Below are 16447 nucleotides of genomic sequence, written 5' to 3'. Positions count from 1 at the left end.
GGTTTAGAGTCCCTTTCCAATAACTGCTGCTGCCTCGTCGGGTTCAACCTTTTGAGTCTTGCCCTCACGCATGCGCTTGTCCATAAAGTTCACCAAGTGGGTCAGTGGGACGGTCAGGCACAGGTACAGCAAGCCGGCGGCAACCAGTGGTGAGAGGTTGCCGGTGGTGGCGGCCTGGTCGTTGCCTATGCGGAAGATCTCCCGTTGGCTGGCCAGCAGGCCCAGCATGTAGATCAAGGATGAGTCCTTGATCAGGGAGATCAGCTGGTTCACCAGGGCCGGCAATACGCGCCGGATGCCCTGGGGAATAACAATCAGCACCATGGCGGAGCTATAGCTAAACCCCAGGGCGCGGGACGCCTCAAGCTGGCCCTTTTCAACGCTTTGAATGCCCGAACGGAAAATTTCACCAATGTAGGCAGCAGCCATCAATGAGAGCGCCAGAATACCCAGAGGATAGGGATTGGTGCTTCCGGTCAGGATGCGCACCACCGGGCCAAGCCCCAGGCCAATCAACAGAATGGTCAAAATGGCGGGCAGGCCACGGAAGATATCCGTATAGATCCTGGCGATCCAGCGGGGGATGGGATTCCGGGAAATACCCATGACTGCCAGGACCATGCCCAGGACACACCCGAAGAAAGCCGAAGAAACGGCCAAAATCAACGTATTGGGCAAACCAACGGTGAGCATGGACGGAATGACTTCCGCCATGGCCTCCCAGTCAAGGAACGTTTTTGCGAGCTGCTCGAGAACATCCATAGGTTAGGCCTTGGGAACCGTTACTGCCTTGGAGCCCGGTGACCAGTCAGCGGGCATGGGACGGGTTGGGTACCATTCCTTGGTCAGCTTGGACCAGGTGCCGTCGGCGATAACGGCATCCAATGCGGAGTTCATGGCATCCGTCAGGGCCTTGTTCTGGGAGTTCACGGCGTATGCGGTGAAGTTCTGGGTGTTGACAACTTCTTCGGCGATGACAGTGCCGTCGCCGTCCTTCACCTGGCCGGTGGCCTGCTGGGAAGGAGCAACCCAGGCGTCAACCTGGCCGTTCTTCAAATTGGCGTACGCCGTGTTGTAGTCGGCGAAGCGTACGGGCTCAATCTTCAAGGTGTTGCTGACATAGTCATCCTGTACGGTGCCGGTGACAACCGCAATGCGGGTGTCTTCCTTCAGATCGGCAAAGCCCTTGATGGCTGAATCTGTCTTGGCAACGACAGCCATGTAACCGAAGTCGTAACCGTTGGTAAAGCCAACGTTCTTGCGGCGTGCGTCGGTGGTGGAGATGGAGGAGGAGCCGACGTCGAACTGCTTGTTCTCCACCTGAGCCAACAGAGCGGAGAAATCGGTGGACTTGAATTCAACCTTCAGGCCCAGCTTCTCGCCCATGGCGCGCAACAGCTCGTTGTCGTAACCGGTGAACTTGCCATCCTTCAAGAAGATGTTCGGCGGGGCATCGGAGAGCGTGCCAACAGAGATGGTGCCCGGAGTAGCCAAGCCCAGGGCAGCTTTGTCGATCTTGTCCAAGGGGACAACATCGGCTGTTGTGTACTTATCCAGCGACACCTTGTCGCTGCCGGCCAGGGCATCGGTGGGTTTGGCCGAACCGGTGTCAGTGCCAGATCCGCCGCAGGCAGCCAGCGAAAATGCCAGTGCAACAGCAACAGGGACTGTGGTGAGCCACTTGAGGGCTGATTTCTTCATCAAACATTCACTTTCATTGCAGGTGCCCAGCCCGAAAGACGCATCGGGCGGGTAAGCGTAGTGTGGGGAGTGGGGAAGAAACTCACAGGAGTTTCGTAGCAGAACTCGAGCCACAAAACTAAATTATGTCATCCGGCCCCAAAATATGGCGGATACGAATTTATGCATGCCCAGACGGCTGAAGCGCAGAATATAGTGCGATCAATGCCGTTGCGGCGGATGCTGCGGGCATTCTTGAGTGCGCGCCGCTGCACGACTGACGCGCCGTCGCGCCTCCGGTGCGTAGGGGTTGGGGTTGTGATTTAGATCATGTTTAGTGATTAATGCCCGGCCCCGTGCGCAGCCTAGGGAAGCACCGGCCAGTCACCCTCAATGACAGCGCCCGGATCTTTGACCCGACGCAGATAGTCCTGAAAGTCAGCCGCCTGTGCCAGGGCCCAGGTGATCTGGGCGTTGTGTAGTTCCATGACGTCAACACGCAGGGCGCTGTATTTGGCAGCCAGGGAGTCGGCCAGTCGCAGCGTCGCTTCAGCGTCGGCAGCCGAGGTGTGGGCGGCGTCGAGCTTAATCCCGTACTCCTCACAGAGCGCCACCAGCGTCCGGCTGCCCTTGCGGAATTTGTCCAAGTGCTTGTTGCAAATGAACGGGTCGATGACGGGTGCGGCGGTGATCTGCTCGAGCCCGTGCCGGCGGGCCTCATTGGCCAGGACGGTGAAGTCGTAGCTGGCGTTGAAGGCGATGACGGGGATGTTGTTGGCGAAGAGGGTGGCCAGAACAGCCCCCACCTCGGCCGCAACAACAGCCGCCGGGCGCCCGTTCTCGCGGGCCTGCTCGGTGCTGATCCCGTGAATGGCTGCCGCCTCTTCGGGGATGTCCATGCCCGGGTCTGCCAACCATTCGTGGACGTCAACCACGGCACCAGTCTCATCAACCACCACAATGGAGGCAGTCACAATCCTTGCAGTACGGGGGTCCTTGCCTGTGGTTTCCAAGTCAAACGCGGCCCGGGGGTGCATGCTCCAGCTAGTCATGCTCCAACGCTACCTGCTGGGGAGGACATCCGAATGCGTCGGGCACGTGCGGCGAACTAGGCTGGAAGCATGCGTGAGCAGTATATTGAGGCAGTTTTGGCCGTGGCCGAGTTGATCCCGGCGGGCAGTGTCGTGTCCTACGGGGATATTGCGGCGTTGCTGGAAAGCGGGGGCCCGCGGCAAGTGGGTGCCGCCATGGCCAGGGAAGGCAGTGCTGTGCCGTGGTGGCGGGTGATTCGCGCCAGTGGCAGCGCCCCGCAGGGCCATGAGGGGCGGGCGCTGGAGCGCTACCTCAACGAAGGGACGGCGCTGCGTGGTGACCCCACCGAACTATCAACCCCGGGCCGCACACCCAGCTGGCGGGTGGACATGAAGGCCGCCCGGTGGAACCCGGGTGAGGCGGATTTTGTGCTTATCGACGCCATCGCCGTGCAACTGCACGCAGCCGATCAGGAGCCCGGTGCTGAAAGCGCGCCAGTGTCAGTGCCTCGTGATGGACTGAGTGCATGAGCACGCAAGTAAAGCAGGCACGGGTGGCACTGCCCAAACTCACCCTGGTGGCCCCCGCCCAGAGTGAGGTCGGTGCGCCGGCGCTGAGCCCCGATCAGCAGGGCGTGGTTGACCTCAAACCCGGGTCCGGACCAGTTTTGATCTGGGGAGCCCCCGGCACGGGCAAGTCGACCGTGCTGATTGAGGCTGCTGTGAAACGGATCGAGTACGACGGCGTCGATCCAGCAGGTGCCTTGCTGCTGGCTCCGTCCCGCCTGGCAGCGGCGAAGCTACGCAACGGTTTCAGTGCCCGCCTGAGCCGAAGTTTGAGTACTTCCCCGGCCAGGACATGGTCCTCCTATGCCTTCGACCTGCTGCGTCGGGCCAAGGTGGAGGGGCGCATGCCGCACCTGGACGGCCCGCCACGGCTCATGAGCGGGCCCGAACAAGACCTCATCATCAGGGACCTGCTGGCCGGTCACCGGATGGGGCTGGGCGCGGACCCGCAATGGCCCAAGGAACTTGCCGAGGCGCTGGATACCCGCGGGTTCCGCCAAGAGATCCGTCAACTCTTTGACAGGGTCATTGAGTACGGCCTCGCCCCGGAGGACTTGGCGGAGTTGGGTGTTGTAAGCCAGCGCCCGGATTGGGTGGCCGCGGCCTCCCTCTATGGCGAGTACCGGGATGTGGTGGACTGGGGCAAGTCAGGTTCCTTCGACCCGGCCGGCATCATCACCGCCGCAACGACTCTTCTGCGCATAGACCCGGAATTTCTGGCCCAGGAACGCCACCGACTTGGCCTGATCGTGGTTGACGACATCCAGGAAGCCAACAAGGCAGTGCACGAGCTTCTGCAGCTGGTGGGCCGCGGCAAGGACGTGCTGGTGGCTGCGTCCCCCGACACGGTGGTGCAGGGTTTCCGTGGCGCCCGTCCCGATTTGGTGGCCACCCTGGGCGACTCCCTGGCAACGCAGGAGCTGCCCCTGCGGCAATTTGTGCTGTCCACCTCGCACCGGATGAGCAAACAGCTCGCTGCCGCCTGGTCGGGGGTGGCTGAGCGCATCTTCCAGATTCGGGGCGGGCACAAGGCGCGCGAGCTCAGCTGGCCGCAGGAAATTGCGGCGAAACCGGAGTCGTCTGTCAGCGCCCATGTGGTGGCCTCCGAGGTCCATGAGCTGCGCCTGGTGGCCGAACGCATACTGCACCTGCAACACCTGGGCGGGCACGGCCTGAACGAAATTGCTGTCATTGTGCGCACGGGGTCAGCCCTCGCCGCCCTGCAACGATACCTGAGTGGGCAGGGCATTGCCGTGAAGGTTCCGGTGGCGGAGAATCCGGTGCGGGACGAGCCGGCGGTGCGCCCACTGCTTGAGGCTTTCGCCGTTGCGTTGGGGCCTGAGACGTTCGACGCCGAGGCAGCAGTTGCGCTGTTAACCTCCCGGCTGGGCCGTTCCACTGCCTTGCAGCTGCGGCGCTTGCGCCAGGCGCTGCGGCAGCAGGAATTGCACGCCGGCGGGGGCCGCGCCAGTGACGAACTGTTGGTGGAGGCGCTGCTCAATCCCGACAAGTTGGCCGGTCTGGGGTGGGAGGCGGCCAATGCCACAAGAATTGCCGCCATGCTTGCCGCGGGGAACGAGGCCGTGGCCCAGCCGGGCGCCAACGCAGAAACGGTGCTCTGGGCCCTGTGGGATGCCTGCGACAGCTCCGGGACCTGGGAATCGCAGGCCCTGCGTGGCGGGCCCACGGGCATCCGCGCCGACAGGGACCTTGACGCCGTCATGGCCCTCTTTCAGACGGCCGAACGGTATGTGGACCAGCTTCCCGGATCCAGTCCACGGCAGTTTCTTGACTACTTGATGAGCCAAGAACTGCCCATGGATACCCTGGCGGCGCGCGCCCAGCGCACCGACGCGGTGGAGATCCTGACACCTGCCAGTGCGGCAGGCCGGGAATGGCCTGTGGTCATTGTGGCCGGGTTGCAGGAGGGCGTCTGGCCCAACACCCGCTTGCGTGGCGAGCTGTTGGGCAGCCAGTTGTTGGTGGATGTGCTGGAAGGCGGTGCCCAGGCTGCCCGTCAAATTGAGCCGGCCGCCCGCCTGCGCGACATCAGGTACGACGAACTGCGCAGCTTTGCCGCAGCCATGTCACGGGCCAGTGAGAAACTCATTCTCACAGCGGCGGCCGGCCATGACCTGCAGCCCTCACAATTCATTGACCTGGCTGCCCCGTACATCCCCGTCACAGATTCCGGCGGTGAATCCCAGTACCCGGTGCGCCCCGTGGAACACGTGCCGCGGCCCATGACCTTGCGGTCCCTGGTGGCTGAGCTGCGGCAGGAATCGGAAATGCATGCGGATCCTGAAGCAGCCAGAATGCTGGTAGTCCTGGCACAGAAGAACATTGCCGGTGCTGATCCGCAGCAGTGGTGGGGTTTACTGCCGTTGAGCACGCAGGCACCCATCATTGCCCCCGGCGATCCGGTGACAGTCTCGCCGTCAAAGGTTGAAGAGGTGGTGAAGTCCCCGCTGAATTGGTTCATCAAGGCCGCCGGCGGAGAAGCCACCACCGACTTTGCCCGCAGCCTTGGCACCTTGATCCATGCCATTGCCCAGGACATTCCCAACGGAGCCGGGCACGAGTACCTGGCTGAGTTGGACAGTCGGTGGCCATCGTTGGGGCTGGACGAGTCGTGGGAAAGCGATGTGGATTACCGGCGGGCGCAGGAGATGATGGGCAAATTGGCCCAATATGTTGTCAGCGCCCGGCAGGATGGCCGCACATTGTTGGGGGTTGAGCAAAACTTCAGTGTTGAGCTGGGGGTGCTGCCAACGGACGCCTCCGGCGCCGAGCCGCCAAGCCCGGCCCGGACGGTGGTTTTGCGTGGGCAGGTGGATCGGCTGGAAGCCGATTCGAACGGCAACTTGATTGTTGTGGACATCAAAACAGGGCGCAGCAAACCCAGCAAAGACCAGGTTGCGGCGCACCCGCAACTGGGCGCCTACCAAGTGGCTGTGACGGCCGGCGGCTTTGCCGAACAAGCCCGGGCCGCCGGATTGGCTGACGCAGCCTCTGGCGGGGCAGCGTTGTTGCCGTTGGGGGACGGCACCAAGACAGTAAAAACTCAGGACCAGGCACCCATGGTGGCTGGCAGCGAGCACGACCCCACCCGCAACGTCATGGAGGCTGCGATGTTGATGGCCCAGGCTGTGTTTCCCGCCCGGCACGGCGCCGACTGGACCGAACGCAATGGCTGTCCGCTGCCGACTATTTGCCCGCTGTGCCCGGAAGGGAAACAAATCACCGAATGAGCCTTTCACAGCCTTTGAGCCCCTATGAACTTGCCGAGTTGTTGGAGCAGCGCCCTCCCACGGCCGAGCAGGCAGGCATTATTTGTGCACCCCTTGAACCGCTGCTGGTCATTGCCGGGGCCGGATCGGGCAAGACCACCACCATGGCCGACCGTGTGGTGTGGCTGGTGGCCAACGGGCTGGTGCTGCCCGAAGAAATTCTCGGTGTCACCTTCACCCGCAAGGCGGCAGGGGAGTTGGCGGCCAGGATCCGTGGACAGCTGGCTAAATTGGGCACCTTGGCCCGCTCCGGTGAGGTGGAATTGGCGCCGGCGGCCGCCGCCCGGGACGCCCTGGAACCCAAGGTATCCACCTACCACTCGTACGCCAGCGGCATTGTCACCGACTACGGGTTGCGTCTTGGCATCGAACGGGACGCGGTGGTGATGGGCGCTGCCGAGGCCTGGCAGCTGGCCAGCGAGGTGGTGGAAGCCCATGATGGCGCCCACGAGCACTTCACAGCCGCCAAATCGACCTTGATTCAGTCGGTCATGGATTTGGCTGGTGAATGTGCCGAGCACCTGCAAGATCCTGCCCACGTCAAGGACGTGATTGATCACTATGTCAGCAGCTTTGAGTCCCTGCCCTATATTGCCGAGACCGCCAAACCGGCCACGGCCGCCGTCAAGAAGCAACTGGATGTGCTGCGCACCCGCGCCTCGGTGACGGCTCTGGTGCAAAGCTACGCCGAAGCCAAACGCCGCCGCAACGTCTTGGACTACGGCGACCTGGTGGCCCTGGCGGCCAGAATTGCCCAGGACGTTCCGCACGCCGGGGAGATGGAACGCCAACGCTACAAGGTGGTGTTGTTGGATGAATTCCAGGACACCTCGCACGCACAATTGCAGCTTTTTGCCCAGCTCTTTGGTGGCGGCCACCCGGTCACCGCCGTGGGCGATCCGCACCAGTCCATTTACGGATTTCGCGGCGCCTCCGCCGGGCAGCTGTTCCGGTTCCCGGAGATTTTCCTTAAGCTCGACGGCGGTTACGCACCGACGGCCGAGCTCACCATTGCCTGGCGCAACTCCTCCCATGTTTTGGCAGCCGCCAATGTCATGTCGGCTGAACTGGCCCGGGCCCAAACCCGGAAGGCCGACGCCAAGGTGGCGGCGGGGCTCACCGCGGCGCAGCGTGCCGCAGCCGGCCCCCACGTGGTGGTTTCGCCGTTGCGGGAAAAGCCGCACGCACAGGCCGGGGAGGTGGTGTTGGCGCGCTATGAAACCGAGTTGCTGCAGGCGGAGGCCATTGCTGAGCAGATCCTGGCCCGGAAAGGCGATTTTAGTCACCGTGGGGGCGCCCAGGATGCCATGACGGTGGCAGTGCTGTGCCGCCGTCGTGCGCAATTTCCCCGGTTGCAGTCGGTGTTTGAGGCACGTGGCATTCCCTACGAGATTGTTGGTTTGGGCGGGCTGCTGGGCACGCCGGAAATTGTGGATCTGGTGGCCACCTTGCGGGTCATTGCCGATCCTGGCCGCTCCGACGCCTTGATGCGGTTGCTGACGGGGGCCAGATGGCGTATCGGGCCGGCAGACTTGATGGCCTTTGCCGACTGGGCACGGTATTTGGCCCGGCGCAGGCAATGGGCGTCAAAGCACCAGGTGGACTTTGATGCAGCTGTGCGGGCAGATTCCCCGGCAAACGAAAACCCTGACCCATCCGAAGCCACAGCAACACCGCCTACGCCCGCAGACGCGGGCCAGGAAACGGTTGTGGCAGCTGATCTGGTGGATTCGTCATCCTTGATTGAGGCCCTGGATTACCTCAGCGCCGACTACTGGCCCGAGGCTGCGCGTCCACTCAGCGACGTTGCCAGGGCACGCCTGCTGACGCTGCGGGATGAGCTGCGGGTGCTGCGAACCTTCGTGGGGGAGGACCTGAGTAACTTGCTCGGCGTGGTGGAGCGGACAATGCTTTTGGACATTGAACTGGCAGCCAAACCCGGTTCCAGCATCCACCATGCCCGGCGAAACCTGGACGCCTTTGCCGATGCCGCGGCAGCGTTCATGCAAGCGGCCCAACGGGTTGACTTGGATGCCTTCCTGGGCTGGCTGGAAACGGCCGAGTCGGAGGAGGGCGGCTTGGAAATGACACCCACCGAGAGTAATCCGGACGCCGTGGCACTGCTGACAGTGCACGCCTCGAAGGGGCTTGAATGGGATGTGGTGTTCGTGCCAAGCATGAATGCAGGTGCGTTTCCCAGTACCCGGGCGGATCGCTGGAGCACAGGTGCCAAGTCGCTGCCCTGGCCGCTGCGCGGTGACAAGGAGGACTTGCCCGCATGGGACCTTCAGGTGCCGGATCTGAAGACGTTGCTGGAAAACGAGAAGCTGTTTGCCGATGACGTCTTGTTGCACGGTGAAGAGGAGGAGCGGCGGCTGGCCTATGTGGCCTTCACCCGCGCCCGGGATTTTCTGATGTGCTCAAGCACCGTTTGGGGGAGCGGGAAGAAACCGTTGGCGCCGTCGAAGTTCCTGGCCGAACTGCTGCCATTGACGGAGGGTGCAGCGCACACCGCCGAGATTTTTCAGTGGTTTGACGATCCCGAAGAGGATGCCCAAAACCCCGTGAGTGCAGGTGCTGAAAGCGCCCAATGGCCCTACGATCCGCTCAACGGGCCCGTCATTGTGGGCCGCAGCGGCGTCGCGGAGCGGGTTGGCCGGCGCATCAACGCTGAACGCTCAGCGGCAGCCGTCACGGCGGCGCGGCTGCAGGGGGGCGGCGCCGACGCAGATGGTGAGGAGTTCTTCGCTGAGAATCCCCGCTGGGGCAGGGAACTGGCTGTGCTGCTGGCCCAGGAGCGGCTTGAATCCGACCAGCTGCGGGTGGAGCTGCCACCACATATTTCGGCCTCCCGACTTGTGGCGCTCGGTGAAGACCCGGAAAAAGTTACCCGTGCCATGCGCCGACCTGTGCCCACAAAACCAGGCATGGCAGCAAGGAAGGGAACCGCCTTCCACGGCTGGATTGAAGACTTCTTTGGCACCAGCGGCCAACTGGACTTCGACGAGGTTCCCGGTGCCGACGCCTACGTTGATGAGGCCTACGGGCTGGCAGAGATGCAAGAAACGTTCAAGAACTCTGCCTGGGCCGCCCGCGTCCCGGCTGAGCTGGAGGTGCCCGTTGAGACGAGGGTTGCCGGGGTTGTGGTGCGCGGCCGTATTGACGCGATCTTCCGTGACGACGACGGCGGCTGGGACCTGATCGACTGGAAAACCGGAAAGGTGCCCTCGAAGGCTCAACTGGCGGTACGTGGTGTGCAATTGGCCGTGTACAGGCTGGCCTGGGCACGGTTAAAGGAGGTTCCGCTGGAGCACGTTCGCGCAGCGTTTTACTATGTAGGCCAAGACAAACTCATTCGCCCGGTGGATCTGGCCGGGCAGGACGAACTTGAAGCGATCGTCACCAACGCCTACTCGAGCTAGGTGGTGGCGGCTACTTCTTGAGCGGGATGACCTTCAAGGCGGTGGTGTCCAGATCCGTGGCGGCACCGGGACCCGGGTCAACGGAGGCCTTCGTGTCGTCGTTGGTGGGTGTCTCGCCAGCGGTCGCGTCGTCGTCGCTGGCTGGCTCATCAGAAGTCTCAGCCGTCTCTGCGATCTCGGCCGTTTCGGCGGGGGTGGCGGCAACGGTAACGACGGGAACAGCGGAGGTGACCGGGCTTGCCACCTCGACCGGTGCGGCGTGCAGGGGAGCCGCCGTGGCCACGGTGGCTTGGGGGGCCGCCACTGTGGCCGTTTCAACGCTGATGGGCTGCCCGCCATGTTCGGCAATATCGGCCTCGAGCGTGCGCAGCATGGATTCGGCGTCCTCCACCATGCGTGCACTGTCCGCCGCGTAACCCCTGACAAGCCACTGCGCCAACGCAAATTCTGCACTGAGAGCAGCACGGCGCAGCAGGTGCGGGTCGGGCGTCTCGTTGCGGGCTGCTGCATATGCCTGCATCACGGTGTCTACGAACCCGGGGTCGTTCACGGCAACCAGCCAGGCAAAGTCGTCGGCGGGGTCGCCCACGCGCAAATCAGTCCAGCCAATGACTGCCGTGACCTTATCGCCGTCGAGCAGTATGTTGTCTTCATGCAGGTCCCCGTGGACAACGCAGGCATTGAAACGCCAGAGCGCAACATCCTCCATGGCATGTTCCCAACGCCGGAGCAGGGCCGGTGGGATCTTCCCGGTGGTGGCGGACTGATCCAACTCATTGAGTTTGCGCTGGCGGAACTCATTGGCCGTGTAGCTGGGCAGGTCATAGGTGGTGACAAGGTGCTGCGGCAGGTCATGGATGGCTGCAATGGCGGCGCCGATCTCCAACGCCATCGCAGAACTTCCCTGCGCCAAGTCCTCCACGGATGCGGCTCTGCCGGCAATGTGGGAGTAAACAAAAGTGATGAGCTCGCCCTGGCGCACGGTCCCGGCAACAGTGGGCAGCAGGAACGGCAATTCGGCGCGGATGGCCGGGGGAAAAGCCCGCAATACTTGGCGCTCTGTCTCCAAGCGCGTGCTTGCCTCGGCATGCCGCGGTGAGCGCACACGCCAGCGCCGGTTGTCCGAATCAACGAGCAAGGCTGAACAGAAATCGGCAGTGTCATCTGGTTCCGGACCAAAAGCGGTCACATTGAGTCCGGGCACGGCAGCGCTGGCAATAGCGGCCAATTCGATTGCAGTCATTCTTCTCACACCTCTACCGTAGAACGCTATTGCGCCAACGCCGCGCCGTTGCGGCGGCGAGTCGCGAGAACTAGTTGTGAAGCTGTTCATGTTGTCCACAAACACCAGGGGTTAAATGTAAAAACTTGCAGTGGATTGCGTACGGTAGAAGCATGATCAAATCCCAGCTCTCTGCCGAAACAGTTCTTGATAGGCAGTGCGAGCAGCGACTTGAGCCCGGATACGTGGATGCTGTGCGGGCCGATCCTACCCACCGGGTGGTGCTCTTTCACCGGGGCAAGGCGCTGGTGGAAGACCGGGCGCTGGGCTACCTGGATCCCGCGCACATCACCACGGTTCTGCCGGCCGGGACCATCACAGTTTTCCTCGGCAACGTCAACGCCGGTCATGGGCACCAGCTGCCGGCCCAGACGTCCCTTGTGCTCCAGATTCTCCCGTACGACGCCGTCCTCCCGGCCTGGGTGCCTGCCGGTGCGGCATACATGGGTTACCGTGACGCCGCCGCGTATCTCAGTGCCGCCGACGCGGAAGTGTTCATCCAGGCTCAAGCTGTTGCCAACTGGCACACCACCCACCCCTGCTGCCCTCGCTGCGGGAACCCCACAGTGGTTGCCTCCGCTGGTTGGATGCGCCGCTGCACGGTTGATCAGTCCGAACACTTTCCGCGAACGGATCCCGCCGTCATCGTCGCCATCGTTGGTGCCGACAGCCGAATCCTGTTGGCCAACAACTATGCGTGGGAGCCGCACAGGTATTCCACGGTCGCTGGTTTCGCCGAGGCGGGGGAAAGCGCCGAACAGGCTGCAGTGCGTGAAATTGCTGAGGAAGTGGGTGTCCACTTGCATTCTCTTCAGTACTTTGGCTCCCAGGCCTGGCCCTTCCCGCGCTCGTTGATGCTGGGTTTCATTGGCTACACCGACGATGTTGTGCCAACCCCCGACAACGTTGAAGTCAGGGCTGCCAGGTGGTTTACCCGGGACGAACTTCAATCAGCCGTGCTCAACGGCGAGGCGGCAATTTCACACAAACGCTCCATTGCCAGGTCCCTGATTGAGCATTGGTACGGCGGGCCGATCCTGGAAGCCGGAGAGCAGTCATGAGCTTTGATCCACGCCAGACCGGGCTACCTGTCATGGATGAGAGAACAGCCGAAGACCGCATCCTGGCCGGGCTGGATGAGGAACAACGTACGGTGGCCACAACACTGAGCGGACCCTTGTGCGTGCTGGCAGGCGCCGGTACAGGCAAAACCCGCGCCATCACCCACCGCATCGCCTATGGTGTGCACACGGGAGTGTACAACCCCAACAGGCTCCTGGCTGTGACGTTTACCGCCCGGGCGGCCGCGGAGATGCGTACCCGGCTGCGTGATTTGGGGGTGGGCTCGGTCCAGGCCCGCACCTTCCACGCAGCAGCGTTACGCCAGCTACAGTATTTCTGGCCGCACGCCGTCGGCGGTCAACTCCCGGGCCTGCTCGAACACAAGGCAACCATCATCGGTGAGGCCGCGCGGCGCTTGCGCCTGCCCGCCGACAGGGCAGCCATCCGTGACCTGGCGGCCGAAATTGAGTGGGCCAAAGTCTCCATGCTCACTCCCGAGACGTACCTTTTGAAGGCACAGGATCGCGGCGAGCCTGGCGGCTTGGACAAAGTGGCTGTGGGACGGCTTTTTCAGGGCTACGAGGACGTCAAGGCGGATAGAAACCTCATCGACTTTGAGGATGTGCTGCTCATAACGGTGGGCATCTTGCAGGAGGACCCGCGGGTGGCGGCCACCGTCCGTGACCAGTACAGGCATTTTGTGGTGGATGAGTACCAGGATGTGTCCCCGCTGCAGCAACGCATGCTCGACTTATGGTTGGGCGGGCGTGAGGAACTGTGCGTGGTGGGCGATGCCAGCCAGACCATTTACTCCTTCACGGGTGCAACGCCGCGGCATTTGTTGGACTTTCCCAAGCGCTTCCCCGCCGCCAGTGTGGTCAAACTGGTGCGCGACTACCGCTCCACCCCGCAAGTGGTGGGGCTGGCCAACTCGCTGCTGAGCAATCGCCGCAGTGGTGGATTAAGTGCTGACGCCCTGTGGTCGGCACCGTTGGAGTTGATAGCGCAGCGCCCCGGCGGCCCAACGCCTGAATTCCTGGAGTGCAGCGACGACGAGGCAGAGTCGGCTGCAGTGGCCGCCCGAATCAAGATCTTGATAGAGCACGGCACCCCGGCCAGCGAAATCGCAGTGCTGTTTAGAACCAACGGCCAATCAGAAGCTTATGAACAAGCACTCACCGGCGCAGGCGTCGGCTACCAATTGCGTGGCGGTGAGCGCTTCTTTGCTCGCAAGGAAGTCCGCGACGCCATGCTGCAATTGCGGGCAGCGTCCCGTGCCGCAGAGGATGAACCGCTGGGTCAGCTGGTGCGCGACGTGCTCAAAAACCTCGGCTACCAGCCCGAGGCGCCGAAGACCGGGGGTGCTGTGCGGGAACGCTGGGAGTCACTGTCGGCGCTGGTGGCCCTGGCCGATGAACTGGCCCTTTCACGCAGCACACCCGAGCACGTTTTCACCCTGATGGACTTCGTGGCCGAACTGCAAGATCGTGCCTCGGCACAACATGCGCCCACCGTTCAGGGCGTCACGTTGGCATCCCTGCACTCGGCCAAGGGTCTTGAATGGGATGCTGTGTTCCTTGTGGGTTTGAGTGAAGGTCTCATGCCCATCTCCTTTGCGGACACCCCGGAAACCGTCGATGAGGAACGCCGGCTGCTGTATGTGGGGATCACCCGCGCCCGGGAGTTTCTGAACTTCTCCTGGTCTACTGCGCGAACCCCCGGTGGCCGGGCCAACCGCCGGCCGTCCAGGTTCCTTGATGGGTTGCGCCCCAGCTCGGTGGGTGGTGCACCGACAGGCCCCCGCCAGCCTGCTGTGCGAAAGTCCCGCAAGGTTGCCGGCCCCTCGGTGTGCCGGGTATGCGGGAAAATCCTCAACACAGGTGCCGAACGTAAAGTTGGCCGTTGCCCCGACTGCCCGCCGGGCTACGACGAAGCAATTTTTGAGCAGTTGCGCCAGTGGCGTTTGAAGGAATCCGCAGCCGCAGACGTCCCCGCTTTTGTGGTGTTTACCGATGCAACGCTCATGGCTATCGCTGAGGCGGCGCCGCAAGATCTTCACACGCTGGCATCGTTGCCCGGAGTGGGCCCGGCCAAACTGGAACGCTATGGTGAGGCGGTGCTGGAGATTGTGGCCAGCGACTGATTCTGCCATTGGCAACCGCACTCGGGGTGGGTGCTGAATTCTTGCTGCGTCCACCGTCCGTTGTCAGGATGGAATGTCAGCACCGATGACCATGAGGCCGGTTGGTTCACCGCATCAAGGAACACGAGGACGTGCTGCGCAGCAGTCCCCGCCAAGGTGACGGCCATTGACGCGTTCTCCAACAATCGCGCACAGTGCCGGTGATCGGTGGCGTCTGTGGGGCCACCGAGAAGTTGGCCAGACACCTCCAACCACTGCGGATCGTGGATGCTCCGATGCCTCTCCACACACTCGGCACACGCAGTTTCGCCCGGCACCACCAGCGGGCCCACCACGCCGTCCTGCTCACGCAACAACACAAAAAGGTGTGGCCGCTCGGCGCCCATGAAACGGGCAGACGTTGGCGCGTGCACCACGTCATGACCCACCACCACGGCAAGATCAAGGTACCTTAGGCTGGGACCGCCGGCCCCGCCGTCGTGCACAATATGGGCGTTGCTGCTGGGATCGAGCCGCAGCAGGTGCCGGCGCACAGCCACCGAACGGGCCAAACCAATGTCGGCCAGCAGGAACGAGCCGGGGCTTACATCAGTGGCTATCACGGCACTGTCGTCCTCGAGCAGCAGCGTCCCCACCCCGGCGCTGACCAGTACCGCCGCAAGGGCAGCGCCGGTACGCCCCAAACCCACAACATGGACCACGGCGTGTTCGCGCCGGGTCATGTAGTCCTGGCAGGGGCCCCTGTACAAACTCAGGAGCGCGCAGCGTTCGGGCAAGAGCCGTTCGGCGCGAAAGCCTTGGGTGGACAGTTCGGCGTCACTGAACAGCAGCTCCGAAATCTTGGCACAGATATCCCGGGCACGCCCTTGCTCCACACCGAGCGCAGCGGCCCGCAAGAACACCTCACCATCGGCTATGCCCTGCCCCAAGGCGGCAACAAAAGCCAAATCGGTTTCGGCTAAACCGTCCAGGATCACCCCGCCTTGCCCCAGCCCGATCTGAATGCTGTGACTGCTGCGGCGCACCATGCGAAGCCCCGGGTTGATAGTTGTCATGATGGCCTCCTGACGGGTCTTCCTCGAGCTGGCTGGCGGCAACAGCGCTATCTTAAGATCATGGCACTTTGCCACGTAGCGTGCGCAGAGTTATCCACAGCCGCGACTTGTCCACAATCTGGCTAGGCCGACTTTAGAACAGTGGCAAGATCGCTGTACCGTCGAAGCATGGCAGCAGCATTGGATCCGCGACGGCGGCCCATCGGCAAGGGAACACCCGGGCCGCTGGGCGACTCCTACTCGGCACATCGACGCAGCAACGGCGAAGCCGTCGTCGTCAGGCGGACGGCCCGGCGAAAAACCGGCTTGGCAGCATTTTGGGAAGGCCCCCAGGCCGTCATAGCGGTGCCGGCGCGGCTGAGTCTTGAAGATGAACAGTATTGGGTGCCGCACATGGTGGCGAAACTTGAGGCCAGCAGCAAGGGTGGCAGGCGCCGGGTCCAACCCAGCGACGACTCCCTGATGCAGCGCTGCTTGTACCTGTCCGGGACGTATTTGGGCTCGCGGGCCGTGCCCGAATCTGTGCGGTGGGTGACGAATCAAGATCGCAGGTGGGGTTCGGCAACTCCGGCCCGGAAAACCATCCGGATCTCTCACCACGTGCAGGGCATGCCCGAATGGGTGGTGGACTATGTGCTCCTGCACGAGCTGACACACCTGATTCACGCCAACCACAGTTCGGCGTTTTGGGCCGAGATGGCCGGTTTTAGTGAGCTGGAACGAGCAAAAGCGTTCCTTGACGGTGCCTCATTTTCAGCCGCCCGCAACATTCGCGGCATGAGCAACGACCTGGACCAGGACGACGTAGACAGCGAAGACGTGGATTAAAAGGCTGCGGGGCCGGGGGGGGGGGGGGGGGGGGGGGGGGGGGGCAGGCAAAAAACCAAAAAAACCACAGCAAAGAAAAAGAGGAGG

At 62.9% G+C, this 16447-nt stretch carries 11 protein-coding genes; 6 read left to right on the top strand and 5 right to left on the bottom strand.

Features of this window, described 5'->3' with window-relative positions; genetic code table 11:
- Positions 1–3: 3 nt before the first annotated feature.
- The 3 genes from ACX80E_RS11375 to ACX80E_RS11365 form a co-directional block, all read right to left on the bottom strand.
- Positions 4–762, bottom strand: a complete 759-nt coding sequence (locus ACX80E_RS11375; protein WP_459302060.1) for an amino acid ABC transporter permease — start codon at positions 760–762, stop codon at positions 4–6.
- Positions 763–765: 3 nt separating this feature from the next.
- Positions 766–1701 carry an ABC transporter substrate-binding protein gene (locus tag ACX80E_RS11370; protein ID WP_459302059.1) on the bottom strand — a complete coding sequence of 312 codons (936 nt, stop codon included), beginning with the start codon at positions 1699–1701 and terminating at the stop codon, positions 766–768.
- A 344-nt stretch (positions 1702–2045) separates the two neighbouring features.
- Positions 2046–2732 carry an exonuclease domain-containing protein gene (locus tag ACX80E_RS11365; protein WP_459302058.1) on the bottom strand — a complete coding sequence of 229 codons (687 nt, stop codon included), beginning with the start codon at positions 2730–2732 and terminating at the stop codon, positions 2046–2048.
- A 69-nt stretch (positions 2733–2801) separates the two neighbouring features.
- On the opposite strand from ACX80E_RS11365, the gene ACX80E_RS11360 reads away from it, so the two are divergent.
- The 3 genes from ACX80E_RS11360 to ACX80E_RS11350 are packed head-to-tail and all read left to right on the top strand — an operon-like array spanning position 2802 to position 9990.
- Positions 2802–3242 (top strand): MGMT family protein, encoded by a 441-nt coding sequence (locus ACX80E_RS11360; RefSeq protein ID WP_459302057.1) that lies wholly within the window; start codon positions 2802–2804, stop codon positions 3240–3242.
- Positions 3239–6529: an ATP-dependent helicase gene (locus ACX80E_RS11355; protein ID WP_459302056.1), complete on the top strand. Its 3291-nt coding sequence runs from the start codon at positions 3239–3241 to the stop codon at positions 6527–6529. The genes ACX80E_RS11360 and ACX80E_RS11355 overlap by 4 nt, the downstream gene beginning before the upstream one ends.
- Positions 6526–9990 carry an ATP-dependent helicase gene (locus ACX80E_RS11350; RefSeq protein ID WP_459302055.1) on the top strand — a complete coding sequence of 1155 codons (3465 nt, stop codon included), beginning with the start codon at positions 6526–6528 and terminating at the stop codon, positions 9988–9990. Before ACX80E_RS11355 ends, ACX80E_RS11350 begins: the two co-directional genes overlap by 4 nt.
- Positions 9991–10000: 10 nt before the next feature.
- Here ACX80E_RS11350 and ACX80E_RS11345 read toward each other — a convergent pair whose 3' ends face one another.
- Positions 10001–11233 (bottom strand): macrolide 2'-phosphotransferase, encoded by a 1233-nt coding sequence (locus ACX80E_RS11345; protein ID WP_459302053.1) that lies wholly within the window; start codon positions 11231–11233, stop codon positions 10001–10003.
- Between the two features lie 152 nt (positions 11234–11385).
- On the opposite strand from ACX80E_RS11345, the gene nudC reads away from it, so the two are divergent.
- Complete coding sequence (gene nudC, locus ACX80E_RS11340; protein ID WP_459302052.1) at positions 11386–12333, top strand: NAD(+) diphosphatase; 948 nt, start codon at positions 11386–11388, stop codon at positions 12331–12333.
- Entirely contained in the window at positions 12330–14477 is a 2148-nt protein-coding gene (locus ACX80E_RS11335; protein ID WP_459302051.1) for an ATP-dependent DNA helicase UvrD2, read from the top strand. The genes nudC and ACX80E_RS11335 overlap by 4 nt, the downstream gene beginning before the upstream one ends.
- Here ACX80E_RS11335 and ACX80E_RS11330 read toward each other — a convergent pair.
- Positions 14438–15532, bottom strand: coding sequence for a TOMM precursor leader peptide-binding protein (locus tag ACX80E_RS11330; protein WP_459302050.1), 1095 nt, complete (start codon positions 15530–15532; stop codon positions 14438–14440). The two genes, ACX80E_RS11335 and ACX80E_RS11330, sit on opposite strands and share 40 nt — an antisense overlap.
- Positions 15533–15700: 168 nt before the next feature.
- On the opposite strand from ACX80E_RS11330, the gene ACX80E_RS11325 reads away from it, so the two are divergent.
- A complete protein-coding gene (locus ACX80E_RS11325; RefSeq protein WP_459302049.1) occupies positions 15701–16360 on the top strand; it encodes a M48 metallopeptidase family protein in 660 nt (219 codons plus the stop codon).
- Positions 16361–16447 lie beyond the last annotated feature (87 nt).

This window comes from Arthrobacter sp. TMN-49 (assembly GCF_054511095.1).
The sequence above is the reverse complement of the archived record's forward strand: the minus strand, read 5'-3'. Positions and strand labels throughout refer to the sequence as shown.